Source organism: Delftia lacustris (genome assembly GCF_040267515.1).
Classification (GTDB): domain Bacteria; phylum Pseudomonadota; class Gammaproteobacteria; order Burkholderiales; family Burkholderiaceae_C; genus Comamonas; species Comamonas tsuruhatensis.
Map to the genome: position 1 here is coordinate 289,526 of NZ_CP141274.1, position 24,811 is coordinate 314,336.

Sequence of the window (24,811 nt, forward strand, 5' to 3'; positions counted from 1 at the left end):
CTGCTGCTGCTGCGGCTGTGTCCAAGCCAAGCACGGCGGTCAGGTGCCGTCGGGCAGCAGCTGGTTTTCCCAGCCGGTCAGCCGCTCGATGGCCCGGGCCACCTGCAGGATGCGGGCCTCGTCGAAGTAGCGTCCCACCACCTGCACGGCCAGCGGCAGGCCCTGGGGTGACAGGCCCACCGGCACGCTGACGGCCGGGTGCCCGGTCACGTTGAAGGCATGGGTCTGCACCGGCCAGTGGCGGAAATGCGGCATGGGGTCGAAGCGCGGCGCCGTATCCAGGGTGATGGCGGTCAGCAGCACGTCGCAGCGGTCCAGCGCAGCGTCCACGCGCGCCGCCAGCATGCGGCGCACACGCAGGGCGTTCAGGTAGTCCTCCGAGGACACGGTGGCGCCCAGCAGCAGCCGCGCCGCCGTGAGTTCGCCATAGTCCAGCGGGCGCGAGCGCAGGTCCTGCGCATGGATGGTGAACATCTCGGCACTGAGGATGACGCGGCCGGCCGCCAGGAACTGCTGGCTGTGGGGCAGGCTCACGTGGATGGGACGGGCGCCGGCCTCGGCCAGCAGCGCGGCCGTGCGGTCGAAGGCCGACAGGAACGTGGGCGACGCCTGGGGCGACGACTGGAAGTGGTCCTGCGGCACGCCGATGGTCAGGCCCTTCACGCCCTGCTCCAGCCCCGTGCAGTAGTCGTCCACGGGTTCGGTGGAGCTGGCCGGGTCCAGCGGGTCGTGCCCGGCCAGCACCTGCAGCGCGATGGCCGCATCCTCCACGCTGCGCGACAGCGGGCCGCAGTGGTCCAGCGTCCAGGCCAGGGGGAACACGCCGTGCTTGGAGACGCGGCCGTAGGTGGGTTTCAGCCCCACGGCGCCGCACCAGGCGGCCGGTATGAGGATGGAGCCGCCCGTGCAGGTGCCCAGGGCCAGCCGCGTGAAGCCTGCCGCAATGGCGGCGCCCGAGCCCGACGACGATCCGCCCGGGATATGGGCCAGGTCCCAGGGGTTGCGGGCTGCGGGAAACGGCAGGTCGGGGCTGGGCGCGCCGATGGCGAACTCATGCGTGGCCAGCTTGCCCAGGATGACGGCGCCCGCATCGCGCAGGCGCCGCACCGGCGTGGAATCGTCTTCGGGCACATAGTCCAGGCTCAGCCAGGACTGGCAGGTGGTCGGCAGGCCGGCCACGTCGTAGACGTCCTTGATGGCCACGGGAATGCCGTGGAGCAACGGCAGATCGGCGCTTTCTCCGCGCGCCATGTCTGCGTTGCGCGCAGCCTCCATGGCACCGCTGGCATCGAGATTGGTGAAGGCATGGATGTCGATGTCCATGGCGCGGATGCGTCCCAGCGCCGCCCGGGTCAGCATCTCCGAAGTGGTCTTGCCGGCGCGCAGCGCGCTGGCCATCTGTCGTATCGAAAGTTCAGGACTGCCGCTCATGCTTGCTCTGACGGGAGATGGTGGTGTGGATCTGCGAGGGTCCCGCCTCATGCGCCAGTTCGTTGACGAGGCCGCGGTGCTCCATCAGCAACTGGTGCTCCGCCAGGATGGGTCCCAGCCGCTCGAAGGGGATGTCGATGCCGTGCTTTTTCAGCGCATTGAGCAATTCGTGCAGCGCATTGACATCGGGCCCTGCCAGTTTCTGCGGCGAAGGGGGTATTTCAGATTTTCGCGATGCCGGCATCACTGACCACCTTTCTCCATTTTCTGGCGTCGTCGGATACGAATGCCTTGGTGCTGTCCACGGATTTCCAAAGGGGAATGCTGCCAAGCTCCATGAATTTCTTCTGCACCTTTTCGTCGGTCAGGATATTTTTCATCTGTGCATTGATGGCGTTCACTATCGCGGCCGGCGTGCCCTTGGGTGCCATGAGCACATTCCATGAGGTCTCGTTGAAATTGCCGAGCCGGGCCGGGCTTTGCTCGCTGAGCGTCTGCCAGTCGGGCATGAGGGGCGAGCGCTCGCGCGTGGCCACGCCCACGCGATTGACCTTGCCCTGGTGCACATACTGCTTGGCCGTGATCAGCAGGTCGAAGGCGATATCGACCTGGCCGCTCACCAGGTCGCTCATCATGGGCGCGGCGCCCTGGTAGGGGATGTGCAGCATGCGTATGTCGGCGGCCAGGCTCAGGGCCTCGGCCGCCATGTGGCCCGCGCTGCCGTAGCCCGGCGTGGCGTAGGTCAGCTTGCCGGGGCTGCGCCGCGCCAGCTCGATCAGGTCCTGCACCGACGCCAGCTTCAGGCCCGGGCGTGTGATGAGCACCAGAGGACCGTCGTTGATGGTGGAGATGGCTTCGAGGTCGTTGACCACGTCATAGCCGGCCTGCGTGTACAGCGCGCCCGAGATGGTCTGGGCCGTGGAGCAGATCAGCAGCGTATATCCATCGGGACGGGCCTTGGAGACCTGGCGCGCACCGATGTTGCCCGAGGCGCCAGGGCGGTTTTCCACCACCACGTTGACGCGCAGGCGTTGTGCAAGCTCCTTGGCGATGATGCGCCCCACGATATCGGTGCCACCGCCTGCCGGGAAAGGTACAACCAGCGTGATCTGCCGGTCTGGCCAGGCCGCATGAACCAAGCTGGCAGCGATCAGGAAAATACCTCCGAAAATCAGATTGAGGATTTTTTTCATTCGCTTGATTCAAATGGTTGCGGAAATGGGGCTTGTCTTTTTGCAGACGTGAGCAGGCACATGGGATGTGCACCACTGCGGCTGCCTGCAGCCCGGGCCTGGCAAGCGTTCAGTTAATGAATCTTTTTAAACTATCGAGATATTAAGTTCCATAGTTTTACATCATGAAAGAAGGGGTGCAAGGCCTGCGCCACGCTTGGCGTAGGGGTGTTGCATCGATGCCGCAGATAAGGGTTTCCGACGGCGATGGCCTTGGCGCGCGTCGGGATTCAGGGCAGGGAGGGTGAAAGGTTGCACCGGCAGTGGCACCGGCGCAACGATTCAGCGGGCGTGTTGGCTCAAACGCGCAGCGCCTGTTCCTGCAGCAGGCGCTTGAGCACCTTGCCGTTGGGGCTGGTGGGCAGCTCGGACAGGGGCACGATGCGGGCGGGCAGCTTGTAGGGCGCCAGCCGTTCTCGCAGGTGGGCACGCGCGGCAGCGTTGTCCAGCGTGGCGCCGGGCTGCAGTTCGACGAAGGCGATGACCTCCTCGTTGCCATCGGTTTCGGGGCGGCCGACCACGGCGCTGCGCTGCACGCCGGGCAGCTCGTTGAGCGCCAGTTCCACCTCGGCCGGATACACGTTGAAGCCCGAGCGGATGATCATTTCCTTGAGCCGCCCCACCACGAAGAGCGCGCCGTCGGCATGCAGCTCGCCCAGGTCGCCGCTGGCGTACCAGCCGCCCTCGCGCATCACGGCGGCCGTGGCCTGGTCATCGCGGAAGTAGCCGTGCATCAGGCCGCGCCCGCGTATCCACAGCTCGCCGCGCTCGCCCACCGGCAGGGGCCGGCCCGTGGCCGGGTCCACGGCGCGCACCTCGGCGCCTTCCACCACGTAGCCGGCGCTGGTGTCGGGCCGCTGCTCGCCCTGTCGCGTGAGGTGGACCGACCCTGCGTATTCCGACAGGCCGTAGCCATGGTGCAGCGCCTGGCCGAAGGCGGCCTCCACGCGTTTCTTGAGCGTCAGGTCCAGCGGGCCTGCGCCTGTGTAGACATAGCGCAGCGCCGGCGCCTGAGGGTGTGCAATGCCCTGCTCCTGCAGATGGGCCAGCAAGCGCGCGTACAGCGCAGGCGGCCCCTGCAGTTGCGAGATGCCGTGGCGCGCCAGCGCATCCAGCAGGTCGGCCGGGTCGAACTGCGGGCGCATCACCATCTGCGCGCCCGCATGCAGCGAGGCCAGCAGCACCGTGCCCAGCCCGAAGATATGGGTCATGGGCACGAAGGCGTAGCTGCGGTCCTGCGGACCCAGGCCGCGGGATGTGGCCGAGACGCGCGCGAACAGCGTCAGCGCGTCATGTCCCACCATCACGCCCTTGGGCGTGCCCGTGGTGCCCGAGGTGAAGATCAGCGCCGCCACCTCGTCCTGCAGCGCGCCGGATTCGGCCACCGCCTCAGCGCGCACGGGGCTGTGCTGCATGCCGGCCAGGGCCGAGTCGCCTGCGCCAAAGCGCCGCGCGTGGCCGCTGGCGCTGTCCGATGCGGCCGAGGTGAAATACACCACGCGCGCATCGGCCTTGGCCGCAAAGGCATCGATCTCGCCGGGCGCCATGCGTGCGTTCACGCCGCAGGACCAGGCGCCCACGCGGCTGCAGGCCAGGATCAGCGCCGCATGCTCGGGGCAGTTCTCGGCCACGACCAGCACGCGGTCGCCGGGCCGCACCTGCAGCGCGCGCAGCTCGGTCTCGGCCGTGTCCGCCAGCGCGCCCAGATCGGCAAAGCTCAGACTGCTGCCGTCGGGCAGGTGGATGAAGGGACGCTGCGGCGCTTCGGCCAGCCAGCGGTCCAGCAGATGGTGTATTCGTTGATTCATGCTCCGCGTATCCCTCAGTCCACCACAATGCCTTGCGTGACGGTGGCCCACATCGCGCGTTCTTTTGCACCGCGCTCGGCCAGTTTCTGGGGTGCGCCGGTCCACTCTTCGTAGCCCAGTTCCTTGAGGCGCTTGCGCAGCTCCGGCTGGGCCAGGGCGGCGTTGATGGACTTGTTCAGGCGGGCCACGAGTTCGGGCGACATGCCCTTGGGCCCATAGACGCCATACCAGCCGCCCACGTCAAAGCTCTTGAGGCCTTCGATGCCGGACTCGGCAAAGGTGGGCACATCGGGCAGGGACGCATTGCGCTGCGGCGAGGTGACGGCGATGGCCCGCACCTTGCCGCCCTGGATGTAGCTGCTGGCGGTGCTGATGATGTCCAGCATCATGCTCAGCTGGCCGCCGATCACGTCGGTCATGGCCGGTGCGTTGCCCTTGTAGGGGATGTGGTTCATCTCGATGCCGCTGCGCCGCGCGAACAGCAGCGCGCCCAGGTGGTTGGAGCCGCCCACGCCGGCCGAGCCGTAGTTGAGCTTTTGCGGATGGGCCTTGGCATAGGCCACAAGCTCGGCCGTGGTCCTGTAGGGCTCGTTGTTGTTGACCACCAGCACGTTGTAGTAACTGAGCACGGGCGCCACGGGCGTGAGGTCACGGGCCGGATCGAAGGACATCTTGCTCATCACGTTGGGGCTGATGGTGATGGTGGGGCTGGCCGCGAACCACAGCGTCAGCCCATCGGGCCTGGCGCGCACCACCTCGCTGCCGGCCATGGTGGCGTTGGCGCCGGGCTTGTTCTCCACCACCACCGAGGCGCCCAGCTCCTTGGTCAGCGCCACGCTGAGCAGGCGGGCGCCCTGGTCCACGGGGCCACCGGCCGAGTAGCCCACGATGAGGCGCACGGGCTGCGCGTCCTGCGCGGCGGCGGGGAGGGCGGTCAGGGTGGCTAGGGCGGTCACCAGGGACGCCAGAAGCGGGGCATGGGCCAGGGTGGCCAGGGCCTTGCGGCGGTGTTGGGCGGGCATGTGCATGTCTCCTGCAAAAGATGAATGAAGCGCTGCCGTGGCCTGCACGGCGGCGCGCCCGGTCTGCGCCGGACATGCAGGCAATGGTGCGCAGGCGGGCGCTTCTTGGGAATCTGCTTTTGCCAAAGCCAGGGTTTGCCGGCTGTTAGGGCAATCCTGGCGTCGGGGGCGCGGGCGGATTGAGGCGGGAAGCTCACACCCGCTCGAACACCGCCGCAATCCCCTGGCCGCCGCCTATGCACATGGTCTCCAGCCCATAGCGGCCCTTGCGGCGCTCCAGCTCGTGCAGCAGGGTGGCCAGGATGCGCACGCCGGTGGCGCCTATGGGGTGGCCCAGGGAGATGCCGGAGCCGTTGACGTTGAGCTTGTGGTCTATGGCGCCCTGGTCGTTCCACTCCCAGCCCTTGAGCACGGACAGCACCTGGCAGGCAAAGGCTTCGTTGAGTTCGACCAGGTCCATCTGGTCCAGCGTGAGGTTCAGGCGCGCCAGCAGTTTCTTGACGGCGGGCACGGGGCCTATGCCCATGTGCGAGGGCTCGCAGCCTGCGGCGGCCCAGCCCACCAGGGTGGCCATGGGGGTGAGGCCCAGTTCGGCCAGCCGGTCCTCGGCCACGATCAGGCAGGCGGCGCTGGCGTCGTTTTGCTGGCTGGCGTTGCCGGCCGTGACCGTTCCATTGGGCATGAGCACGCGCAGCTTGCCCATGCTGTCGGTGGTGGCGTCGGCGCGAAAGCCTTCGTCGCGCGTGAACAGCACGGGGTCGCCCTTGCGCTGGGGCACCTTGACGGGGACGATCTCGTCGGCGAAGCGGCCCGCCTCCCAGGCGGCGGCGGCGCGCTGGTGGCTGCGCACGGCATAGGCGTCGGCTGCCTCGCGGCTGATGCCGTAGTCGCGCGCCAGGTTCTCGGCGGTCTCGATCATTCCCGAGATCTTGCCGAAGCGCTCCACGGGCTGGGAGCGCTCGCGGCCGCGGTCCAGCCGGTCGTAGAAGCGCACATTGCCCGAGCGCGCGCCCCAGCGCATGTCGGTGCTGTAGTACTCGATGTTGCTCATGCTCTCCACACCGCCCGCGATCACCACGTCGGCGGCGCCGCTTTGCACCATCATGGCCGCCGTGGCCACGGCCTGCAGGCCGCCGCCGCAGCGCCGGTCCAGCTGCATGCCCGGCACCGTCACCGGCAGGCCGGCCTGCAGCGCGGCCCAGCGGCCCACGCAGGGCGTCTCGCTGCTGGCGTAGGACTGGGCGAAGACCACGTCGTCGATGCGTGCGGGGTCGATGCCGCTTTTCTCGACCACGGCGCGCACCGTGGTGGCGGCCAGCTCCTCGACCGATACCGGCCGCAGGCTGCCGCCGAAGGTGCCCACGGGCGTGCGAAGGGGGGTGACGATGGCGGCTCTGCGCATGGTGTTGTCTCCTTGGGAATCAGTGGATCAGGGGATCAGTGGATCAGGAAAAGGCTGCGCCGCATTGGCGCAGCAGGGTATGTGCCTGTTGTTCCAGGTCGGCGCGGTGCTCCGGTGCCGCGATGTCGATCAGCCGTTTCACGCGGCGCGACAGCGTCTGGCCGCGCAGGTCGGCCACGCCGTGTTCGGTGACGATGAGGCCGGCGTCGCTGCGCGGCGTGCTGACGGGGCCGGACAGCCGCGCGACGATGCGCGTGGCCCCCCTGGCCGTGGCGGGCAGGGCGATGATGGGCAGGCCGCCGCGGCTGCGTGCCGCGCCGCGCAGAAAGTCCACGGCGCCACCCACGGCGCCCACGTAGACGCCGCCCGCCACCTCGGAGTTGATCTGGCCCGTGAGGTCCACCTCCACCGCCGAATTGATGGCGGCCAGCCTGTGGCTGGCGGCCAGCACCTCGGGGTCGTGCGTGTAGCGCGTCTCGCGCAGTTGCAGGGCGGGGTTGCGGTGGGCCCAGCGCCTGAGCGATTCGCCTCCCATGAGGATGCCGCCGATGCCCACGCCGCGGTCCTGGCTCTTGCGCGCGTGGGTCAGCACGCCGGCTTCGGCCAGGGCTGCAATGCCGTCGCCCACGGCGCCGCTGTGCAGGCCCAGGTCGCGGTGGCCGTGCAGGGCGGCGAGCACGGCCTCGGGCAGGTTGCCCACGCCCACCTGCAGCGTGGCGCCGTCTTCGATGAGGGCGGCCACATGGCCTGCAATGGCTTGCTCGGCAGGGCCGGGTGCGCTGCGCGCCTGGTCCGGCGGAGGGTGTTCGGCATCGACCAGCAGGGCGAAGTCGCCGGCCTGCAGGTGCAGGCTGCCGTGCGTCCACGGAATGGCGGGGTTGACCTCGCCGATCAGCACGCGCGCCTTGCGTATGGCGGCCGGCAGGTACTCATGGACCAGGCCCAGGCTGTAGCGGCCTTGTGCATCGGGTGGCGAGACCTGGAGCAGCACCACGTCGGCAGGCAGCAGGCCCTCGTCGATCAGGCCGGGCAGGTGGGAGTAGTGGCTGGGCAGGATGTCCAGCACTCCGGCCTGCGCCAGCGCGCGGTGGGGGCCGCCGGCCGCGTAGCCGAAGAAGTCGATGGCGTCGGCATGCGCCGGCTGCAGCGTGTCCGATGCGCCCATGCCCACGAAGACGCGCAGCCGGCCCTGGCCACCGTGCCGGGCCAGTGCATGGCGCTGCGCGACCACGGCACGCGTGAGCGTCAGCGGCTCGGCCGTGGCCTGGCCCCACCACAGGGTGTCGCCGGGGTGGATCAGGGCCTGCAGCCTTTCTTGCAGGGCGTCCGGCGACAGCACGCTCATGGCGCGCGGTCCCAGTCGAAGCGCGTGGGCTGCTTGTCCTTGAAGCGCTGCACCGCCTCCTGGTGGTAGTCCGAGCCACGGCACATCGTCTGGGCATAGGCTTCCAGCTCGGCCATGGCGCGTGCGTCCAGCTCGAAGGCCTGGTTCATGGCCGTCTTGGCCATGCCGATGGCGGCCGTGGATGCCTCGCCGAAGCGCCGCGCCAGTGCCACGGCGGCGGCCTGCAGGGCCTCGCCGTCTTCCACGATCTCGTAGACCATGCCCAGCGACCTGGCTTCCTCGGCCTGCACGGTGCGCGCGGTGAAGACCAGCTCCTTGGCCTTTTGCAGGCCCACGATGCGCGGCAGCATGTGCATGGCGCCCAGGTCGGGCACCAGGCCGATGCGGCCGAACACGGCGCAGAACTTCGCGCGCCGCGTGCACAGCACGAAGTCGGCGGCCAGCGCCAGGCTCAGGCCCGCGCCGAAGGCCGGGCCGTCCACGGCGGCGATCACGGGTTTTTCGAGGTTGACCAGCTCGGGAAACCACTGGTGCAGGCTGCGCATGCGCTGGCGCCAGGGCAGGCCGGCCTGGCTGGCATCCATCATCTGGCTGATGTCGCCGCCCGAGCAGAATGCGCCGCCCGCGCCCGTGAGGATGACGGTGTGCACCTGCGCGTCATCGCGCATCTGCGCCACGGCGGCGGCCAGGGCCGGGCGCATGGCCTGGTTGAGCGCGTTGCGGGCCTCGGGCCGGTTCAGCGTGATCGTGCCTATGCCGTCCTGGACGGAGGTCAATACGGGGGAGGTGTTCATGGGAACTCCAGGGCAGGGGGAAGGAGCGGCCTCTTGCGAGGCCGCCGTGCATCAGGCGAGTTCGGCGTAGCCGTGGCTCAGCACGACTTTGTCGCGTTCGAGCACGCGGGCGCGCAACTGCAGCTGGCAGGGCTGGTCGGGCGTGCGCCAGATCTCGGTGACCAGGGTCTCCCCGGGATAGACGGGCGCGGTGAAGCGCACATCCAGCGCCTTCAGGCGCGCGGGATTGCGGTCGCCGCATTGGCGCAGCACGGCATGGGCCACCAGGCCATAGCTGGCCAGGCCATGCAGGATGGGCCGCTCGAAGCCGGCCTTGCGCGCCACGGCCGGGTCGGCATGCAGCGGGTTGTAGTCGCCCATCAGGCGGTACAGCAGCGCGGCCTCGGGGCGTATGGCCTGGGTGTCGGTGAAGTCGGGCGCGCGGTCCTCCGGCGTGGGGCGCAGCGGCGCCAGGGGCGCGTCGCTGGGCTGGCCGCCGTCCAGCAGGCTGTAGCCGCCATCGCCGCGCAGAAAGCTGACCTGCTGCACGGTGGCCAGCAGCTCGCCCCCGGCGGTCTCCAGGCGCCGCTCGGTGACCATGATGGCGCCCTTGCCCTCACCCTTGTCCGTCAGGTGCGTGATGCGGTTGTGGCCCACCACGTCGGCGCTGGCCGGCAGCGGGCGGTGCAGCCGCATGCGCTGCTCGCCATGCAGCAGCTTCACCCAGTCGATGCCCGTATCGGCCTCGCGCGCCCAGAAGCCCGGATAGCCCAGCACCACGGCCTGCGAGGGCAGGGCGCGCAGCCCCCCGGGCGCCCCTTCGTAGAAAAAGGGCAGGGCGTCGGCGCACAGCGGATCGCTGCCCAGGCCCAGGCTCAATGCATAGAGCATGGTGTCGCGCTCGCCATAGTGCTGGCGCACGGGCTCGAAGGGGCGCTGTTTCAGGTGCTGATAGCTGATGGCCATCACGGTTCCTCTCAGTGTTTGATTGCGCTGGCGCGCTTCAACCCTCGCAACTGGCGCGGCCCGACTCAGGGACACCGAGGAAGGGCCGCCCCGCACCGAGGGTGTCGTCCCCCTCCCTCGCGAAGCGAGTAGAGAGGGGGAAGGCGCGTAGCGCCTCAGGGGGTGTCGTTCAAACAGGATCCCAGCTGAAAACGTCGGCGGACCGGTCCAGCGGCACGAACGATGCCTTGAGCGCAGGCATGCCGTGCTCGGCAATGAACTGGGGCGACCAGCCTTCGCTGCGGTGCACCGAGCGCAGCGGGCGCGGCTGGCTCATGACGAAGATCTCGTTGTTGCGCACGGCGAAGACCTGGGCGTTCACGTCGCGGGCCGCGTCGGACAACAGGTAGACGGCCAGCGGGGCGATCTTGTTGGGCGTCATCTGCTGGATCTTGGCCACGCGCGCCTGCTGCTCGGGCGTGTCGGTGGGGATGGAGCCGATCATGCGGCTCCAGGCGAACGGCGCGATGCAGTTGGAACGCACGTTGAACTTCTGCATGTCCAGCGCGATGGACTTGGACAGGGCCGTCAGCCCCAGCTTGGCCGCGCTGTAGTTGGCCTGGCCCAGGTTGCCGATCAGGCCCGAGGTCGAGGTCATGTGCACGAAGGCGCCGCTTTCCTGCTCCTTGAAATGGTTGGCGGCCGCGCGGCTCATGTAGTAGCTGCCGTACAGGTGGACCTTGATGACGGCGTCCCACTCGTCCAGGCTCATCTTGTGGAAGAACCGGTCGCGCAGGATGCCGGCGTTGTTGACCACGCCGTCGATGCGGCCGAAGCTGTCCACGGCGCACTGCACGATGCGGCCCGCGCTGGCGGCCTCGGCCACGCTGTCGGTGTTGGCCACGGCCTGGCCGCCTGCGGCCTTGATCTCATCGACCACCTTCTGCGCCGGGCCGGCGTCCGTGCCCTCGCCCGTGGTGGAGGTGCCTATGTCGTTGACCACCACCTTGGCGCCCTCGGCCGCCATGGCCAGCGCCATGTCGCGCCCGATGCCGCCGCCGGCACCCGTCACCACCACTACCTTGTCCTGCATCATTTTCTGCGCCATGGCCTGTCGTCCCCGTTCAGTGTTCGTTGGAAAGAAGTCGGGACCAAGGATGCCGGCAAACGCCGGGCCGCGCCATTCGCCAATCACAAGGGCGGACTTCGCGGGAATGAAAGCAGCGGCGGACAGGCCGCGCCGGCCCAGCCTTCAGCGCGGCCAAAGGCTTGCTTAAGAAAACGCGGATTGCGGGCCGCCGCGCTTGCACCGACCATGGCGGCCATGACAGACAAGCAAGCTACCGACACCCTCGACGCCGCCGCGCTGGCGCATCTTCAGTCCTGGCAGGGCCGCAGCGAAACCCTGGCAGACAGCATCACGGCCGCGCCCGTGGCCGCGCTGTCGGCCACGCTGGACCGGGAAGACCCTGAGCCCGCCGACGGCACGGCGCTGCCGCCGCTGTGGCACTGGATGTACTTCCTGCCCCATGCACGCCAAAGCGAGCTGGGCCCCGACGGCCACCCGCGCCGTGGCGGCTTTCTGCCGCCCGTGCCGCTGCCGCGCCGCATGTGGGCCGGCGGGCGCCTGCGCTGGGAGGCCGGCAACGCGCTGCAGGTGGGCCAGAAGGTGCAGCGCCGCTCCACCATCGGCTCGGTCAGCCACAAGAGCGGCCGCTCGGGCGAGCTGCTGTTCGTGCTGGTCGAGCATGCCTACAGCAATGACCAGGGCCTGGCGCTGACCGAGGAGCACGACATCGTCTACCGCGCCGCTGCCCAGCCCGGCGATCCCGCGCCCACGCCGCAGAAGCCGCCGCTGGACGGCCAGCAAACCTGGTCGCGCACCATCGTTCCCGACGACGTGCTGCTGTTCCGCTACTCGGCCCTGACCTTCAACGGCCACCGCATCCACTACGACCGCCGCTACGTCACGGGCGTGGAGGGCTATCCGGGCCTGATCGTGCACGGCCCGCTGATCGCCACCCTGCTGCTGGACCTGCTGCGCCGCGAGCTGCCCCAGGCGCGCGTGCTGTCCTTCGAGTTCAAGGCCGTGCGTCCCACCTTCGACCTGCATGCCTTCAGCGTGCACGGCAAGCCTTCTGCAGACGGCAAGACCATTGAACTCTGGGCCCAGGACCACGAAGGCTGGCTGACCATGACCGGAAAAGCCACCCTGGCCTGAGACCCCTGAACACCGAGCCTTGAGACCACCATGATCGAACAAACGCTTTCCAACAATTTCCCCGAAATCCGCGACGCCATCCGTGCGCTGTGCGCCGAGTTCCCTGACGAGTATTTCCGCAAGATCGACGAGCAGCGCGCCTATCCCGAGACCTTCGTGGACGCGCTGACCAAGGCCGGCTGGCTGGCCGCGCTGATCCCGCAGGAGTACGGCGGCTCGGGCCTGGGCCTGACCGAGGCCAGCGTGATCATGGAAGAGATCAACCGCTGCGGCGGCAACTCCGGCGCCTGCCATGGCCAGATGTACAACATGGGCACGCTGCTGCGCCACGGCTCGCAGGCGCAAAAGGAGAAATACCTGCCGCGCATCGCCTCGGGCGAATGGCGCCTGCAGTCCATGGGCGTGACCGAGCCCACCACGGGCACGGACACCACCAAGATCAAGACCAGCGCCGTCAAGAAGGATGGCCGCTACGTGGTCAACGGCCAGAAGGTCTGGATCAGCCGCGTGCAGCACAGCGACTGGATGATCCTGCTGGCGCGTACCACGCCGCTGGCCGAGGTGAAGAAAAAGAGCGAGGGCATGTCCATCTTCATGGTGGACCTGGCCGAGGCGCAAAAGAGCGGCCTGACCGTGCGCCCCATCCCCAACATGGTCAACCACGAGACCAACGAGCTGTTCTTCGAGAACCTGGAAATCCCCGAGGAGAACCTGATCGGCGAGGAAGGCAAGGGCTTCAAGTACATCCTCGACGGCCTCAATGCCGAGCGCACGCTGATTGCGGCCGAATGCATTGGCGACGGCTACTGGTTCCTGGACCGCGTGACCAACTATGTGCGCGACCGCAACGTGTTCGGCCGCCCCATCGGCCAGAACCAGGGCGTGCAGTTCCCCATTGCAGATGCCTTCATCGAGGTCGAGGCCGCCAACCTCATGCGCTGGAAGGCCTGCGAGATGTTCGACGCCAACCAGGCCATGGGCGCCCAGGCCAACATGGCCAAGTACCTGGCGGCCAAGGCCAGCTGGGAGGCGGCCAATGCCTGCATCCAGTTCCACGGCGGCTTCGGCTTTGCCTGCGAATACGACGTGGAGCGCAAGTTCCGCGAGACGCGCCTGTACCAGGTGGCGCCGATCTCGACCAATCTCATTTACTCCTACGTGGCCGAGCACATCCTCGGTCTCCCGCGTTCTTTCTGAAGGCACTGCGCATGACACAGCAACGCCTGAGGCCCCTGGACGGCACCACCGTCGTCTCGCTGGAACATGCGGTGGCCGCACCGTTTTGCACGCGCCAGCTGGCCGACCTGGGCGCGCGCGTGATCAAGGTCGAGCGGCCGGGCAGCGGCGACTTTGCACGCGGCTATGACCAGCGCGTGCAGGGCCAGTCCTCGCACTTCACCTGGATCAACCGCAGCAAGCAGAGCCTGGCGCTGGACCTCAAGCAGGACGAGGCCATGCAGGCGCTGCTGCAGCTGCTGGAGGGTGCCGACGTGCTGGTGCAGAACCTGGCGCCCGGCGCTGCCGCGCGCATGGGCCTGTCCTATGCGGCGCTGCGAGAGCGCTTTCCGCGCCTCATCGTCTGCGACATCAGCGGCTACGGCGCTGACGGCCCCTACCGCGACAAGAAGGCCTACGACCTGCTGATCCAGAGCGAGGCGGGCTTTCTCTCGGTCACGGGCACGCCCGAGGTGCCGTCCAAGGCCGGCATCTCGGTGGCCGACATCGCGGCCGGAATGTACGCCTACACCAACATCCTGTCGGCCCTGCTGCTGCGCGGGCGCACGGGCGAGGGCAGCCACATCGACGTGTCCATGCTGGAGGCGCTGGGCGAGTGGATGGGTTACCCCATGTACTACGCCTTCGACGGCGCGCCGCCGCCGCCGCGCACCGGCGCCTCGCACGCCAGCATCTATCCCTACGGGCCGTTCGAGGCCGGTGACGGCGGGACGGTGATGCTGGGCCTGCAAAACGAACGCGAGTGGAAGCTCTTTTGCGAACAGGTGCTGCTGCAGCCCGCGCTGGCCACGGATGCGCGCTTTGACAGCAATGCGCGCCGCAACGCCAACCGCGAGGAGCTGCGCGCGCTGATCCTGGGCGTGTTCAACGCGCTGGATGCCGCCCAGGTCGTGCAGCGTCTGGATGCTGCCGGCATTGCCAATGCGCGCGTCAACGACATGGCCGGCCTGTGGGCCCATCCGCAGCTGGCCGCACGCCAGCGCTGGTGCAGTGTGGACACGCCGGCCGGTCCGGTGCAAGCGCTGCTGCCGCCCGGCGCCAACAGCGCCTTCGACTACCGCATGGAGGCCGTGCCCGCCGTGGGCGAGCACAGCGCCGCCATCCTGGCCGAGCTGGGCTGGAGCGCCGAACGCATCAGTGCCCTGTGCCCGCCCCCGGGAAAAACCGCCCCCTGAAACCAGGGCGCATGCCCAAGAATGCGCCGGAGACCCAACCCATGAAAAACGACACCCAAGTGAGCATCCATCCGCTGGCCCAGTTCGCCGCCACGCTGCGCTGGGACGACGTTCCCGCCGCCGTGCAGCAGCGCGCCGAAGACCTCTGGGTGGACTGGTTCGGCTCCGTGCTCGCAGGCCAGGGCGCGCGCCCCGTGCAGAGCATCACGCGCTTTGCGCTGTCCCAGGGACTGGCCGGCGGCCCCAGCGAGGTGCTGGGCCAGGACGCCGCCACTTCGCCCATGATGGCCGCCCTGGCCAATGCCGCGGCCTCGCATGTGGCCGAGCAGGACGATGTGCACAACGGCTCGGTCTTCCACCCCGCCGCCGTGGTCTTCCCGCCCGCGCTGGCGGTGGCGCAGAGCATCGGCGCCAGCGGCGCCGAACTCATGGCCGCCTGCGTGGCCGGCTACGAGGTCGGCATCCGCGTGGGCGAGTTCCTGGGCCGCAGCCACTACCGCATCTTCCACACCACGGCCACGGCCGGCACCCTGGCTGCAGCCGCTGCCGTGGGCCGGCTGCTGGGCCTCACGCCCGCGCAGATGCAGCATGCCTTCGGCTCGGCCGGCACGCAGTCGGCAGGGCTGTGGGAGTTCCTGCGCACGGGCGCCGACAGCAAGCAGCTGCACACGGCGCATGCGGCCGCTGCGGGCCTGATGTCGGCCTATCTGGCCCGGGACGGATTCACCGGTGCGCAGGACATCTTCACCGGGCCGCAGGGCCTGGCGGCAGGCATGTCCACGGACGCCGATCCCACGCGCCTCACGGATGGCATCGGCACGCGCTGGGCCACGGCCGAGACCTCGTTCAAATGGCATGCCTCCTGCCGCCACACGCACCCGGCCGCCGACGCGCTGCTGCAGGTCATGCAGGACCACGGCCTGGCCCCCGCCGACCTGGCGCAGGTCACCTGCCACGTGCACCAGGGCGCCATCGACGTGCTGGGCCCCGTGGTCGATCCCGGCACGGTGCACCAGAGCAAGTTCTCCATGGGCACGGTGCTGGCGCTGGCCGCGCGCCACGGCCATGCGGGCCTGGACGAGTTCGACAACGAATACCTGGCCGCCACCACGGTGGCCCTGCGCGAGAAGGTGGGCATGGTGCTGGACCCCGAGGTCGATGCCGCCTACCCGCAGCGCTGGATCGGCAAGGTCACCGTGCTCACCACCGATGGCCGCACGCTGCACGGCCGCGTGGAAGAACCCAAGGGCGATCCGGGCAACACGCTGTCGCGCGAGGAGATCACGGCCAAGGCGCTGCGACTGATCGCCTATGGCGGTGCCCTGCAGGACGACCCCGCCCAGGCCGCCGTAGCGCGGCTGTGGCGGATCGCGCACTGGCCGCGCGTGCAGCGCCTGCTTGACTGAGTTCTTGACTGAGTTTTCGCGCCGGCCCCGGCCGGCGAATCCATGGGAAAGGCGCCGCCACAGAGCGCCTCCCGCTTCCACCAAAGTGCACAGGAGACAAACCATGCAACGCACCACTTCTTTCCGCCGCCGCCTCGTTTACGCAGCGGCCGCCGCCTGCGCCCTTGCCGCCGGCGGGACGACCACCGGCGCCCTGGCAGCGGCCTGGCCCGAGAAGCCCGTCGTCCTCGTCGTGCCCTACAGCGCTGGCGGCCCCACCGACGTGGTGGCGCGCCTGCTGGCCGTGCCCATGGGCCAGGTGCTGGGCCAGAGCGTGCTGGTCGAGAACACCGTGGGAGCGGGCGGCACCATTGCGCCCAACCGCGTGGCCAAGGCCAAGGCAGACGGCTACACCATCCTCATCCACCACATGGGCATGGCCACGGCGCCTGCGCTGTACAAGAAGCTGCCCTATGACCCGCTCAAGGACTTCGAGTACATCGGCCAGGTGCTGGACGTGCCCATGACCCTGCTGTCGCGCAAGGACTTCCCGGCCAACAACTTCGCCGAGCTGCTGGACTACGTGAAGAAGAACCAGGACAAGGTCTCGCTGGCCAATGCCGGCATCGGCGCCGTCTCCCAGCTGTGCGGCATGCTGTTCATGCACCAGGCGGGCGTCAAGCTCACCACCGTGCCCTACAAGGGCGCAGGCCCGGCCATGAACGACCTCATGGGCGGCCAGGTGGACCTGCTGTGCGACCAGACCACGCAGACCGTGCCCGTGATCAAGGACGGCCAGCGCGCCAAGGTCTTCGGTGTGACCACGCCCAAGCGCCTGTCCTCGCTGCCCGACATCCCCACGCTGGACGAGCAGGGCCTCAAGGGCTTCGACGTCAAGGTCTGGCACGGCATGTACGCGCCCAAGGGCACGCCCAAGGAGGTGGTCATGGCCATCAACAAGGCGCTGAACGTGGCCATCAAGGACGAGAACGTCAAGAAACGCATCGCCGAACTCAGCTCCGACCTGGTCACGCCCGACAAGGCCACGCCGGAAGGCCTGCGCACCCACCTGCAGGCCGAGGTGGCGCGCTGGGACAAGGTCATCAAGGCCGCAGGCGTCTCGGCCGAATAAACCGCTCTCCCAAGGACATCCGCATGCACGATCTGGCGCGACAGGCCACTTCCTTTCTCTTCGTCCCCGCCACGCGGCCCGAGCGCCTGGGCAAGGCCCTGGACAGCGGCGCCGACATGGTCATCGCCGACTGGGAGGATGCCGTGGCCCCGGCCGACAAGGACGGCGCCCGCCAGGCGCTGGCCCAGGCCGTGGGTGCGCTGGAAGGCCCGGCCCGTGCCCGCCTGCTGGTGCGCATCAACGCCGAAGGCACGCCCTGGCATACGGATGACCTGCGCGCGCTGGCGCAGCTGGTGGATCAGGGCGTGGCCGGCGCCATGGTCTCCAAGGCCGAGCGCGCCCAGACCCTGCATGCGGTGGCCCAGGCCACGGGCGCACGGGCAGCCGTGCTGCCCCTCATCGAAAGCGTGGCCGGCCTGGACGCGGCCGACGCCCTGGCTGCCGCGCCCCAGGTGGTGCGCCTGGCCTTCGGCCACCTGGACTTCCAGGTCGATGCGGGCATGGCCTGCGAGCAGGGCGAGGAAGAGCTGCTGCCCATGCGCATGGCCCTGGTCCTGGCCTCGCGCCGCGCCGGCATCGGCGCGGCCGTGGACGGCGTGACGGTGGACACGCGCAACCCCGAGCGGCTGGCCCAGGACGCGGCACGCGCGCGGCGCATGGGCTTTGGCGGCAAGCTGTGCATCCACCCGGCCCAGGTGCAGCCCCTGCACGCCGTCTTCGACCCTGATGCAGCGGCCGTGGCCCACGCGCAGCGCCTGCGTCAGGCCCTGGCCGAGGCCGGAGGCGGCGTCTGCGTGCTGGACGGCCGCATGGTCGATGCGCCCGTGCTCAAGCAGGCCGAACAGGTGCTGCTGCGCCATGCCTGGGCGCAACAGAGATCTGCAGCACGATCTTGATAAAAATGAGACGAAAAGTCCGTTTTGCACTCGGAGTTTTCTGATTCTGATGCAAGCAGTCCAATGATTTCCCTGATGGTGAATCCATCTTCCTCGAATACGCTTGGCCAAATCGATTGATTTCGAGACGGCGGTTTCTTGATCCGGTGTCTCCACCCATGGGGGCACCCAGGCAAAGGAGCGTGTGATGGCAGTGATCTCGGGGACGGCATCGAACAGCGGATTCAACGGCCAATTGAATGACCGACTTGAAGACCGAATGGATGACCGACTGGATAACCGATTGAATCGGCGCCAGGCGCTGGCCCTGGCGGCCGGCGCCGTGGCGGCGGGGCCCGCCAGCGTGCTGGCGCAGGCCGGCTTTGCCACACGGCCCGTGCGCATCGTCGTGCCCTTTGCGGCGGGCGGCGCCACCGACGTGATTGCGCGCATCCTGGGCGAGCGCATGGCCCAGCAGCTGGGCCAGACCGTGGTGGTGGACAACAAGCCCGGTGCGGCCGGACTGATCGGCGGCGAAATGGTGGTCCGCTCCGCGCCCGACGGGCTCACCCTGCTGCTGGGCACCACCTCCACCATGCTCACCAACAAATACCTCTACAAGAAGACCGCCTACGACCCGCTGACCGACCTCACGCCCCTGTCGCGCGTGTGCATGGCGCCCATCGCCCTGGTGGTCACGGCCGACGTGCCCGCCACCAACCTGCGCGAATTCATGGCCTGGGCCCAGGCCAACGCGGGCAAGCTCTCTTATGGCTCCTACGGCATAGGCTCGCACGGCCACCTGGCCTGCGCCGTGCTCAGCGACATGGCCGGTGCCGGCATGACGCATGCAGCCTACCGGGGCGAGGCGCTGATGGTGCAGGACATGCTGGGCGGGCGCATCCCCATCGGCATGGGCAGCCTGCTCACGCTCAAGCCCCATATCGATGCAGGCAAGCTGCGCGCCCTGGCCGTTACCGGCACGCGCCGCGTGCCCCTGCTGCCCGAGGTACCCACCTTTGCCGAGGCCGGCTACCGCCACGAGGCCATGGAACTGTCCGGCTGGCTGGCCATCGCCGGCCCCAGGGGCCTGCCGGCCGACCTCACGCGGCAATGGGGCGAGATCTCCAACCGCGCCGTGGCCAGCCGCGAAGGCACGGCCCGCATCATCGCCGCCGGCTTCGTGCCCGTGGATGACGACACGCCCCAGCGCTTCGGCAAGGCCTGGGCGCAAGAGGCTCCGGTCTGGGGGCGGCTGCTGCAGTCGGCGGGGGTGCAACCCGGTTGATGGCGCACAGCGGCCCTGGTTGCCCAAGGCTGCACTCATGCCCTGTGCTGTAATCGCCCCTCCTCAGGCGGCCCCGGTGGTGCAATGCCATGACGGGACAGCCCGTGGTTTCTCAAACATTCAAGAGAGGGTATTACCGTGAGTGCATTGGTCATCAAGGCCTGGAAAGCCAGCGAGCAACCCATAGACGACAAGGGCAACCACATTGCCATCACAGGCCGCGAAGGCGGCCTGGTCGCCTGGATCCTGTCCAAGGTCAACATCGATCCCACCACCACCATCCGCGTGGGCAGCGAGCGCCTGGAGTTCAGCAGCGCCTCGCTGTCGGGCACCCAGTCGCGCCTGATCCCGCTGCAGGGCATCTGCTCCACCTACTACGGCTATCACAAGCCCTGGAAGACGGCGCTGGGCATCGGTGCCCTGTCCCTGTTCATGGGCGGGTCGATGATGGCCCAGAGCTTCTTTGCAGGCCTGGTGGTCATGCTGATCGGCTGGGGCATCGCCGCCGTCATCTACTTCCTGAACCGCACCCTGACGCTGGGCTTCATCGAGAACAGCGGCGCAGTCAACGGCATCCAGTTCAAGCGCTCGGTGATCGAGAACATCGACATCACCCAGGAGCAGGCCAGGCAGGTCTGCGAACTGATGCAAAAGCTGATCGAGGCCAAGGAAAAGCGGCTCTGACCGCTTGAGTGAAAAGGAAAGCGCGGCATGCGCTTTCCTTGTGCGCGCCGCGATCTGGGGGCAAGGCACGGCGGGCTATCGGGCAGCCCCTGCGCCAGTGCTGCGCCTGTCAGGCCGATGGTCAGCACCAAGCGCCGGATTTTCGGCCTCATGCGGGAGGGTTTCATTGAGGCCCAGCTTGGCAGGGAAACTGTTTGGCGAGAATGTCGGTGATGACGTGGGCAGCCCGAGTTGCGCGCTGTCTGGCATCCATGCTTCGCAAACTGCTGTGCAGCACCTCTGCCAGAGTAATGGTCTTGAGGTGCCGGTAGTCACACCAGGCCCGGCCTTCCGTGGCGTCGAGAACGCCGAGCAGGTACATCTCTGCATACCTTCTTTCCGGCACTTCCTTGCTCATGTAAGCCGAAAAGAATGCCTGCGCCGTCAGGTTGTTGTTCTCGATGATCAACCGCTGAGAGTCTGCCGTCGGGCGTGTCAACCGGGTGTCGGCGTGCGCACAGACCGATGTGCCGAGACCCCATGCCAAACAAAGCACGGAAATTGGCCGCAAGACCATGGCACGGATGCAGGTCATGGCCAAAACGCTCTGGTCAGGGACTGACACCTTGCGCCTCAGGCCTGAGCCCCGCCACGCGCCATCAGCTTGAAGGTGCCGGTGGCCAGGGCCACCAGGGTGCCGTCCTCGGAACGCACTTCGCCGCGCGCGAAGCTGATGGAGCGGCCGCGCCGCTCGCAGTGGGCGGTGGCGATGAGATCGCCCCTGCCGGCCGAGACGTAGTGCAGCGTGAGATCGATGGTGGCCACGCCGAAGGCCGTGGGGTCGTGCGAGCGGCAGGCCGAGGCCAGGGCGCAGTCCAGCAGCGAGGCGATGGCGCCGCCGTGCACGTCGCCGCGGCTGTTGGCCTGGTCCGGTTGAAAGCCCATGCGGATCTGGGCGCGGTCATCGCCGATGCGTTCACCGCTGAGCTTCATGGCGCGGGCCATGGGCATGGGCAGGCCGAAGAGGATGCCGGGCGCCTCGCCTTCGAAGGGGTTGGCCGGGTGGTCTTTGATGGGTGTATTCATGGACATGATCATCGCATTGGGCGCGGCGCTCGAGACTGGCGTGTACCGACTCCGGGGCACCGAGGAAGGGCCTACGCCGGCCGCGCCGCCCCGCACCGAGGGTGCCGCCGGTTGCCCGGATGCCCCCCTCCCGCGAAGCGAGAGAGGGCGCCGTGCACACGGGGGAAGCGGCGCAGCCGCTCAGGGGGTGACTTTCAATCCACCCGTGCACCTGTCGATTTGACGACAGTGGCCCAGCGCGTGATTTCCTTGTCGATATGCGCCTGCAGCGCCTCGGGCGTGGAGCCCACGGGCTCGTAGCCGCCGGCGGCCAGCTGGGCCTGCAGCGCGGGCTGGCGCAGGGCGGAGGCGATCTCGCGGCTCAGGCGCTGGGTGGCTTCGGCGGGCGTGCCGGCCGGCGCGATGACGGCGTACCAGCCGGTCACGTCGAAGCCTGCGATGCCCTGCTCCTGGATGGTGGCCACCTCGGGCGCCAGCGCCGAGCGCTGCGGGCTGGTGACGGCCAGCGCGTGCATGCGCCCGCTGCGGATGTGGGGCATGGAGGTGGAGATGCTGTCGAAGGTCAGGTCGATGTCGCCGGCCAGCATGGCGTTGACCACGCCCGCACTGCCCTTGTAGGGCACATGGGTCATGCGCACGCCTGCCATGGAGCCGAAGTACTCGGCCGCAAGATGCCCCGTGTTGCCGTTGCCCGCCGAGCCGAAGGTGAGCTTGCCGGGGTTGGCCTTGGCGGCCTGGATGAGTTCCTGGATGTTCTTTGCCGGCAGCTTGCTGCTGGCCGCAACCACCATGGGCAGGTTGGCCACCAAAGACACGGGCGCGAAGTCGCGGCGGGTGTCGTAGGGCAGCTTGGGATAGAGGCTGTCGTTGATGGCATGGGCGGCCAGCACCATGAGCACGGTGTAGCCATCGGGCCTGGCGCGCGCCACGTATTGCGAGGCCAGCGTGCCGCCCGCGCCGGGCTTGTATTCGAGCACCACGGGCTGGCCCAGCTGCTGCTGCAGCTGCACGGCCAGCGGGCGGCCCAGCAGGTCGGCACTGCCGCCGGGTGGATAGGGAATGACCAGCTGGATGGGCTTGGCAGGCCAGGCCTCGGCAGCATGGGCGAGATGGGTGGCCGGGGCCAGCAGGGCGCAGGTCGCCAGGGCCAGGCAGGACAGCAGGCGGCGGCGCGGGAGTGGGTGCATGGGCATGGGCATGGGGGGACTCCGTTTCATGAAGTGGACAGGGCGCCGGCCTGGTACTGCTCGCGCAGCGCGCGCTTGAGCACTTTGCCGATCTCGCTGCGCGGCAGGCTGGCGGCCAGCCGCAGCTCGGCCACGCGCTGGGTCTTGCCCACGCGGGCGTTGAGCCATTCGCGCAGCTCGGTGGCCGAGGGTGTGGCATCGGGGCGCGCCACGGCGTAGGCCACGGGGGTCTCGCCCCAAGCATCGGAGGGCACGCCGATCACCGCGCATTCGGCCACCTGCGGGTGCTGCAGCAGCACGGACTCGATGTCGCTCGGGTAGACGTTGAAGCCGCCCGTGATGATCATGTCCTTCTTGCGGTCGCCCAGCACGATGAAGCCGTCCTCGTCCAGACGGCCCACGTCGCCGCTGCGGATGAAGCGCAGGCCCTGGGCATCGAACCATTCGGCCTCCTGCGTCTTGTCGGGCAGGCGGTGGTAGCCGCTCATCATCCCGGCCGAGCGGCCCACGATCTCGCCCTGCTCGCCGGGCGGAAGTTCGCGGCCCTGCTCATCGATGAAGCGGATGTCGGCGCCCGGTCCCGGCCTGCCCACGGTGTGAAGCTTGTCTGGGAAGTCATGGCAGTGCAGCTCGCAGCGCACGCCGCCTTCGGTCATGCCGTAGTACTCGATGAGCCGTCCGGGCCAGCGGCGCAGCACCTCGGCCTTGAGCGCGGGATGGAACGGTGCGCTGGTGCAGAACTTGTGCTGCAGGCGGCTCAGGGCGGCGCCGTCGAACCCCGGGCACTGCATCAGCCGCTGGTACTGCACGGGCACGAGCATGGTGTGGGTGGCACGGTGGCGCTCGGCCAGTTCCAGGTAGTGCGCCGCGTCGAACTTGCGCATCAGCACCAGGGTGCCGCCCAGGCCCAGCGTGGGCAGGGCCGCGACCAGGGTGGTGTTGGAGTACAGCGGCGTGGCGCACAGCGAGACGGCATCGGGCCCGTAGCCGTTGTGGATGGCGCGCTGCACGTGGGCCCAGCGCATGGCCCAGGACTGGACGATGCCCTTGGGCACGCCCGTGGTGCCCGAGGAGTAGATGACGTTGAAGGGCCAGTCGGGCTGGGGGTGGATGGGCGTGGGTGCCGTGCCATGGTCCGCTTCGTCCGCAGCCAGCCATTGCGACCACGGCATGCCGGCCTCGGCAGCGCCGTCCAGGGCCACGCATTGCAGATCCTGTCCGGCCTGCAGCGGCCATTGCGCGGCGGTGTCCGCGTCGCGCAGTACCAGCCGGGCGCCGCAGTTGTCCAGCATGGCGCTCAGGTGGCCGGCGGTGGCCGACGGGGCCAGCGGCGCCACGGCCACGCCCGCGCGCAGCGCGCCCAGGAAGGCCAGCACGTACTCGGGCGAGCTGCCCGCGCAGATGGCCACCACGTCGCCGGGGCCCAGGCCCTGGCGTTGCAGGCGCAGGGCCACGCGGTCCATGCCCAGGCGCAGCGCGGCGTAGTCGAGGCTGCGGCCGTCCATGGCCAGGGCGGTGTGGCGGGGGCGCTGGCTGGCCTGCAGCGCGACGAGTTCGGGCAGCGAGCCAAAGGGCTGGCGCAGCAGGGAGGCGATGTCTTCTTGCATGGGAGGGACGGGAGGGACCACTATTCCAGCGACAGGCCTGCGGCCTTGACGATCTGGGCCCAGCTCTTGCGTTCCTGGGCGATGAAGGCGTCGTACTCGGCCGGTGTCTCGCCACCGGGCACGCCGCCCAGGTCGGCAAAGCGCTGGCGCACCTCGGCCGTCTGCATGGCGCGCCGGGCCGACTGCTGGATGCGCTCGACCACGGCATCGGGCGTGCCGGCAGGGGCCAGCAGGCCGAACCAGGCCGTGACCTGCATGGGTACGCCGGCCTCGGTCATGGTGGGCACCTCGGGCAACTGGGCCGAGCGCGTGGCGCTGGTGATGGCCAGCGCGCGGAACTTGCCGCTCCTGATGTGCGGCATGGAGCTGGGCAGGTTGTCGATCATGTAGTCCACCTGCTGGCCCAGCAGCGCCGTGACCGCAGGCGCGGCCCCGGGAAAGGGCACGAGCGTGACCTCGATGCCGGCCTTCTGGCGGAACATCTCAGAGGACATGTGCGGCGACTGGCCCACGCCCGACGTGGACACGTTCAGGCGCCGGGTCCTGGCCAGCTCCACCAGCTCGCGCACGCTGCGCACGGGCGAATCGGCATGGACCACGAGGATGTTGGGCACGGAGATCACATTGGTGATGCCGCGCAGATCGCTTTCCTTGTAGCTGAGCTGCTTGTACAGGCTGAAATTGATGGCCACCGGGCCGATGTTGCCCATGAGCAGCGTGTAGCCATCGGGCCTGGCGCGCGCCACCTGGGCCGTGCCGATGCTGCCGCCGCCCCCGCCCTTGTTCTCCACCACCACCGACGTGCCCAGGTCCTTGCCCATCTTCTCGGCCAGCACGCGCGCGGCAATGTCCGTGGTGCCGCCAGCGGCGGCCGGCACCACGATGGTGATGGGGCGTTCAGGCCAGGCCGCCGCCAGCGCGGCGGCAGGAGCCAGGGAGAAAAAAGGCAAAGCGGCCAGCAGGGCCAGCAGGCTGCGGCGGACGGTCATGGGCAGTCT

At 68.8% G+C, this 24,811-nt stretch carries 23 protein-coding genes; 8 read left to right on the forward strand and 15 right to left on the reverse strand.

Annotated elements, in window-relative coordinates; genetic code table 11:
* Positions 1-39 precede the first annotated feature (39 nt).
* The 10 genes from U6958_RS02755 to U6958_RS02800 all read right to left on the reverse strand — a co-directional run bounded on the left by U6958_RS02755 (position 40) and on the right by U6958_RS02800 (position 11,066).
* On the reverse strand, positions 40-1,431 hold the full coding sequence (locus tag U6958_RS02755; RefSeq protein WP_016450257.1) for an amidase: 1,392 nt from the start codon (positions 1,429-1,431) through the stop codon (positions 40-42).
* On the reverse strand, positions 1,415-1,675 hold the full coding sequence (locus U6958_RS02760; RefSeq protein ID WP_016450256.1) for a hypothetical protein: 261 nt from the start codon (positions 1,673-1,675) through the stop codon (positions 1,415-1,417). The genes U6958_RS02755 and U6958_RS02760 overlap by 17 nt, the downstream gene beginning before the upstream one ends.
* Complete coding sequence (locus tag U6958_RS02765; protein ID WP_016450255.1) at positions 1,653-2,624, reverse strand: tripartite tricarboxylate transporter substrate binding protein; 972 nt, start codon at positions 2,622-2,624, stop codon at positions 1,653-1,655. The genes U6958_RS02760 and U6958_RS02765 overlap by 23 nt, the downstream gene beginning before the upstream one ends.
* Positions 2,625-2,962: 338 nt before the next feature.
* On the reverse strand, positions 2,963-4,471 hold the full coding sequence (locus tag U6958_RS02770; RefSeq protein ID WP_074921218.1) for a class I adenylate-forming enzyme family protein: 1,509 nt from the start codon (positions 4,469-4,471) through the stop codon (positions 2,963-2,965).
* 14 nt (positions 4,472-4,485) lie between these two features.
* Positions 4,486-5,493, reverse strand: coding sequence for a tripartite tricarboxylate transporter substrate binding protein (locus U6958_RS02775; protein WP_074921258.1), 1,008 nt, complete (start codon positions 5,491-5,493; stop codon positions 4,486-4,488).
* Between the two features lie 193 nt (positions 5,494-5,686).
* A complete protein-coding gene (locus U6958_RS02780; RefSeq protein WP_013800084.1) occupies positions 5,687-6,895 on the reverse strand; it encodes an acetyl-CoA C-acetyltransferase in 1,209 nt (402 codons plus the stop codon).
* 43 nt (positions 6,896-6,938) lie between these two features.
* Positions 6,939-8,240, reverse strand: a complete 1,302-nt coding sequence (locus U6958_RS02785; protein WP_074921219.1) for an acetyl-CoA hydrolase/transferase family protein — start codon at positions 8,238-8,240, stop codon at positions 6,939-6,941.
* Positions 8,237-9,034 carry an enoyl-CoA hydratase/isomerase family protein gene (locus tag U6958_RS02790; RefSeq protein ID WP_012202133.1) on the reverse strand — a complete coding sequence of 266 codons (798 nt, stop codon included), beginning with the start codon at positions 9,032-9,034 and terminating at the stop codon, positions 8,237-8,239. The genes U6958_RS02785 and U6958_RS02790 overlap by 4 nt, the downstream gene beginning before the upstream one ends.
* Before the next feature lie 51 nt (positions 9,035-9,085).
* Positions 9,086-9,979: a MaoC family dehydratase gene (locus U6958_RS02795; protein ID WP_016450245.1), complete on the reverse strand. Its 894-nt coding sequence runs from the start codon at positions 9,977-9,979 to the stop codon at positions 9,086-9,088.
* Positions 9,980-10,148: 169 nt separating this feature from the next.
* Positions 10,149-11,066: an SDR family NAD(P)-dependent oxidoreductase gene (locus tag U6958_RS02800; RefSeq protein WP_016452187.1), complete on the reverse strand. Its 918-nt coding sequence runs from the start codon at positions 11,064-11,066 to the stop codon at positions 10,149-10,151.
* 207 nt (positions 11,067-11,273) lie between these two features.
* On the opposite strand from U6958_RS02800, the gene U6958_RS02805 reads away from it, so the two are divergent.
* The 8 genes from U6958_RS02805 to U6958_RS02840 all read left to right on the forward strand — a co-directional run bounded on the left by U6958_RS02805 (position 11,274) and on the right by U6958_RS02840 (position 19,954).
* Positions 11,274-12,179, forward strand: a complete 906-nt coding sequence (locus U6958_RS02805; RefSeq protein WP_016450243.1) for a MaoC family dehydratase N-terminal domain-containing protein — start codon at positions 11,274-11,276, stop codon at positions 12,177-12,179.
* A 30-nt stretch (positions 12,180-12,209) separates the two neighbouring features.
* The gene (locus U6958_RS02810; RefSeq protein WP_016450242.1) at positions 12,210-13,376 is read left to right on the forward strand and encodes an acyl-CoA dehydrogenase family protein; all 1,167 of its coding nucleotides are present in this window, start codon (positions 12,210-12,212) and stop codon (positions 13,374-13,376) included.
* A gap of 11 nt (positions 13,377-13,387) precedes the next feature.
* Positions 13,388-14,590 carry a CaiB/BaiF CoA-transferase family protein gene (locus U6958_RS02815; RefSeq protein ID WP_013800090.1) on the forward strand — a complete coding sequence of 401 codons (1,203 nt, stop codon included), beginning with the start codon at positions 13,388-13,390 and terminating at the stop codon, positions 14,588-14,590.
* A 41-nt stretch (positions 14,591-14,631) separates the two neighbouring features.
* Positions 14,632-15,996 carry an MmgE/PrpD family protein gene (locus tag U6958_RS02820; protein ID WP_074921259.1) on the forward strand — a complete coding sequence of 455 codons (1,365 nt, stop codon included), beginning with the start codon at positions 14,632-14,634 and terminating at the stop codon, positions 15,994-15,996.
* A gap of 103 nt (positions 15,997-16,099) precedes the next feature.
* On the forward strand, positions 16,100-17,107 hold the full coding sequence (locus U6958_RS02825; protein WP_074921220.1) for a tripartite tricarboxylate transporter substrate binding protein BugD: 1,008 nt from the start codon (positions 16,100-16,102) through the stop codon (positions 17,105-17,107).
* A 23-nt stretch (positions 17,108-17,130) separates the two neighbouring features.
* Entirely contained in the window at positions 17,131-18,003 is an 873-nt protein-coding gene (locus tag U6958_RS02830; RefSeq protein WP_074921221.1) for a CoA ester lyase, read from the forward strand.
* A gap of 187 nt (positions 18,004-18,190) precedes the next feature.
* The gene (locus U6958_RS02835; RefSeq protein WP_074921222.1) at positions 18,191-19,270 is read left to right on the forward strand and encodes a tripartite tricarboxylate transporter substrate binding protein; all 1,080 of its coding nucleotides are present in this window, start codon (positions 18,191-18,193) and stop codon (positions 19,268-19,270) included.
* Positions 19,271-19,408: 138 nt separating this feature from the next.
* Positions 19,409-19,954 (forward strand): hypothetical protein, encoded by a 546-nt coding sequence (locus tag U6958_RS02840; protein WP_012202143.1) that lies wholly within the window; start codon positions 19,409-19,411, stop codon positions 19,952-19,954.
* Between the two features lie 163 nt (positions 19,955-20,117).
* On the opposite strand, the gene U6958_RS02845 is transcribed toward U6958_RS02840, so the two are convergent.
* The 5 genes from U6958_RS02845 to U6958_RS02865 form a co-directional block, all read right to left on the reverse strand.
* On the reverse strand, positions 20,118-20,528 hold the full coding sequence (locus U6958_RS02845; protein ID WP_012202145.1) for a Rap1a/Tai family immunity protein: 411 nt from the start codon (positions 20,526-20,528) through the stop codon (positions 20,118-20,120).
* Positions 20,529-20,566: 38 nt separating this feature from the next.
* Positions 20,567-21,019, reverse strand: a complete 453-nt coding sequence (locus tag U6958_RS02850) for a PaaI family thioesterase (protein ID WP_074921260.1) — start codon at positions 21,017-21,019, stop codon at positions 20,567-20,569.
* A 194-nt stretch (positions 21,020-21,213) separates the two neighbouring features.
* A complete protein-coding gene (locus U6958_RS02855) occupies positions 21,214-22,212 on the reverse strand; it encodes a tripartite tricarboxylate transporter substrate binding protein (RefSeq protein WP_065345467.1) in 999 nt (332 codons plus the stop codon).
* Between the two features lie 20 nt (positions 22,213-22,232).
* Positions 22,233-23,813, reverse strand: a complete 1,581-nt coding sequence (locus tag U6958_RS02860; protein WP_074921223.1) for a class I adenylate-forming enzyme family protein — start codon at positions 23,811-23,813, stop codon at positions 22,233-22,235.
* Between the two features lie 20 nt (positions 23,814-23,833).
* Positions 23,834-24,802, reverse strand: a complete 969-nt coding sequence (locus U6958_RS02865; RefSeq protein WP_012202149.1) for a tripartite tricarboxylate transporter substrate binding protein — start codon at positions 24,800-24,802, stop codon at positions 23,834-23,836.
* Between the last annotated feature and the right edge of the window lie 9 nt (positions 24,803-24,811).

Excerpts from the sequence above, each read along its gene's own strand:
- U6958_RS02860 (WP_074921223.1), bottom strand. The coding sequence starts at position 23,813 with ATGCAAGAAGACATCGCCTCCCTGCTGCGCCAGCCCTTTGGCTCGCTG.
- U6958_RS02800 (WP_016452187.1), bottom strand. The coding sequence starts at position 11,066 with ATGGCGCAGAAAATGATGCAGGACAAGGTAGTGGTGGTGACGGGTGCC.
- U6958_RS02845 (WP_012202145.1), bottom strand. The coding sequence starts at position 20,528 with ATGACCTGCATCCGTGCCATGGTCTTGCGGCCAATTTCCGTGCTTTGT.
- U6958_RS02775 (WP_074921258.1), bottom strand. The coding sequence starts at position 5,493 with ATGCCCGCCCAACACCGCCGCAAGGCCCTGGCCACCCTGGCCCATGCC.
- U6958_RS02795 (WP_016450245.1), bottom strand. The coding sequence starts at position 9,979 with ATGGCCATCAGCTATCAGCACCTGAAACAGCGCCCCTTCGAGCCCGTG.
- U6958_RS02785 (WP_074921219.1), bottom strand. The coding sequence starts at position 8,240 with ATGAGCGTGCTGTCGCCGGACGCCCTGCAAGAAAGGCTGCAGGCCCTG.
- U6958_RS02790 (WP_012202133.1), bottom strand. The coding sequence starts at position 9,034 with ATGAACACCTCCCCCGTATTGACCTCCGTCCAGGACGGCATAGGCACG.
- U6958_RS02850 (WP_074921260.1), bottom strand. The coding sequence starts at position 21,019 with ATGAATACACCCATCAAAGACCACCCGGCCAACCCCTTCGAAGGCGAG.
- U6958_RS02855 (WP_065345467.1), bottom strand. The coding sequence starts at position 22,212 with ATGCCCATGCACCCACTCCCGCGCCGCCGCCTGCTGTCCTGCCTGGCC.
- U6958_RS02830 (WP_074921221.1), top strand. The coding sequence starts at position 17,131 with ATGCACGATCTGGCGCGACAGGCCACTTCCTTTCTCTTCGTCCCCGCC.
- U6958_RS02810 (WP_016450242.1), top strand. The coding sequence starts at position 12,210 with ATGATCGAACAAACGCTTTCCAACAATTTCCCCGAAATCCGCGACGCC.
- U6958_RS02770 (WP_074921218.1), bottom strand. The coding sequence starts at position 4,471 with ATGAATCAACGAATACACCATCTGCTGGACCGCTGGCTGGCCGAAGCG.
- U6958_RS02835 (WP_074921222.1), top strand. The coding sequence starts at position 18,191 with ATGGCAGTGATCTCGGGGACGGCATCGAACAGCGGATTCAACGGCCAA.
- U6958_RS02815 (WP_013800090.1), top strand. The coding sequence starts at position 13,388 with ATGACACAGCAACGCCTGAGGCCCCTGGACGGCACCACCGTCGTCTCG.
- U6958_RS02865 (WP_012202149.1), bottom strand. The coding sequence starts at position 24,802 with ATGACCGTCCGCCGCAGCCTGCTGGCCCTGCTGGCCGCTTTGCCTTTT.
- U6958_RS02820 (WP_074921259.1), top strand. The coding sequence starts at position 14,632 with ATGAAAAACGACACCCAAGTGAGCATCCATCCGCTGGCCCAGTTCGCC.
- U6958_RS02760 (WP_016450256.1), bottom strand. The coding sequence starts at position 1,675 with ATGCCGGCATCGCGAAAATCTGAAATACCCCCTTCGCCGCAGAAACTG.
- U6958_RS02825 (WP_074921220.1), top strand. The coding sequence starts at position 16,100 with ATGCAACGCACCACTTCTTTCCGCCGCCGCCTCGTTTACGCAGCGGCC.
- U6958_RS02805 (WP_016450243.1), top strand. The coding sequence starts at position 11,274 with ATGGCGGCCATGACAGACAAGCAAGCTACCGACACCCTCGACGCCGCC.
- U6958_RS02780 (WP_013800084.1), bottom strand. The coding sequence starts at position 6,895 with ATGCGCAGAGCCGCCATCGTCACCCCCCTTCGCACGCCCGTGGGCACC.
- U6958_RS02765 (WP_016450255.1), bottom strand. The coding sequence starts at position 2,624 with ATGAAAAAAATCCTCAATCTGATTTTCGGAGGTATTTTCCTGATCGCT.
- U6958_RS02755 (WP_016450257.1), bottom strand. The coding sequence starts at position 1,431 with ATGAGCGGCAGTCCTGAACTTTCGATACGACAGATGGCCAGCGCGCTG.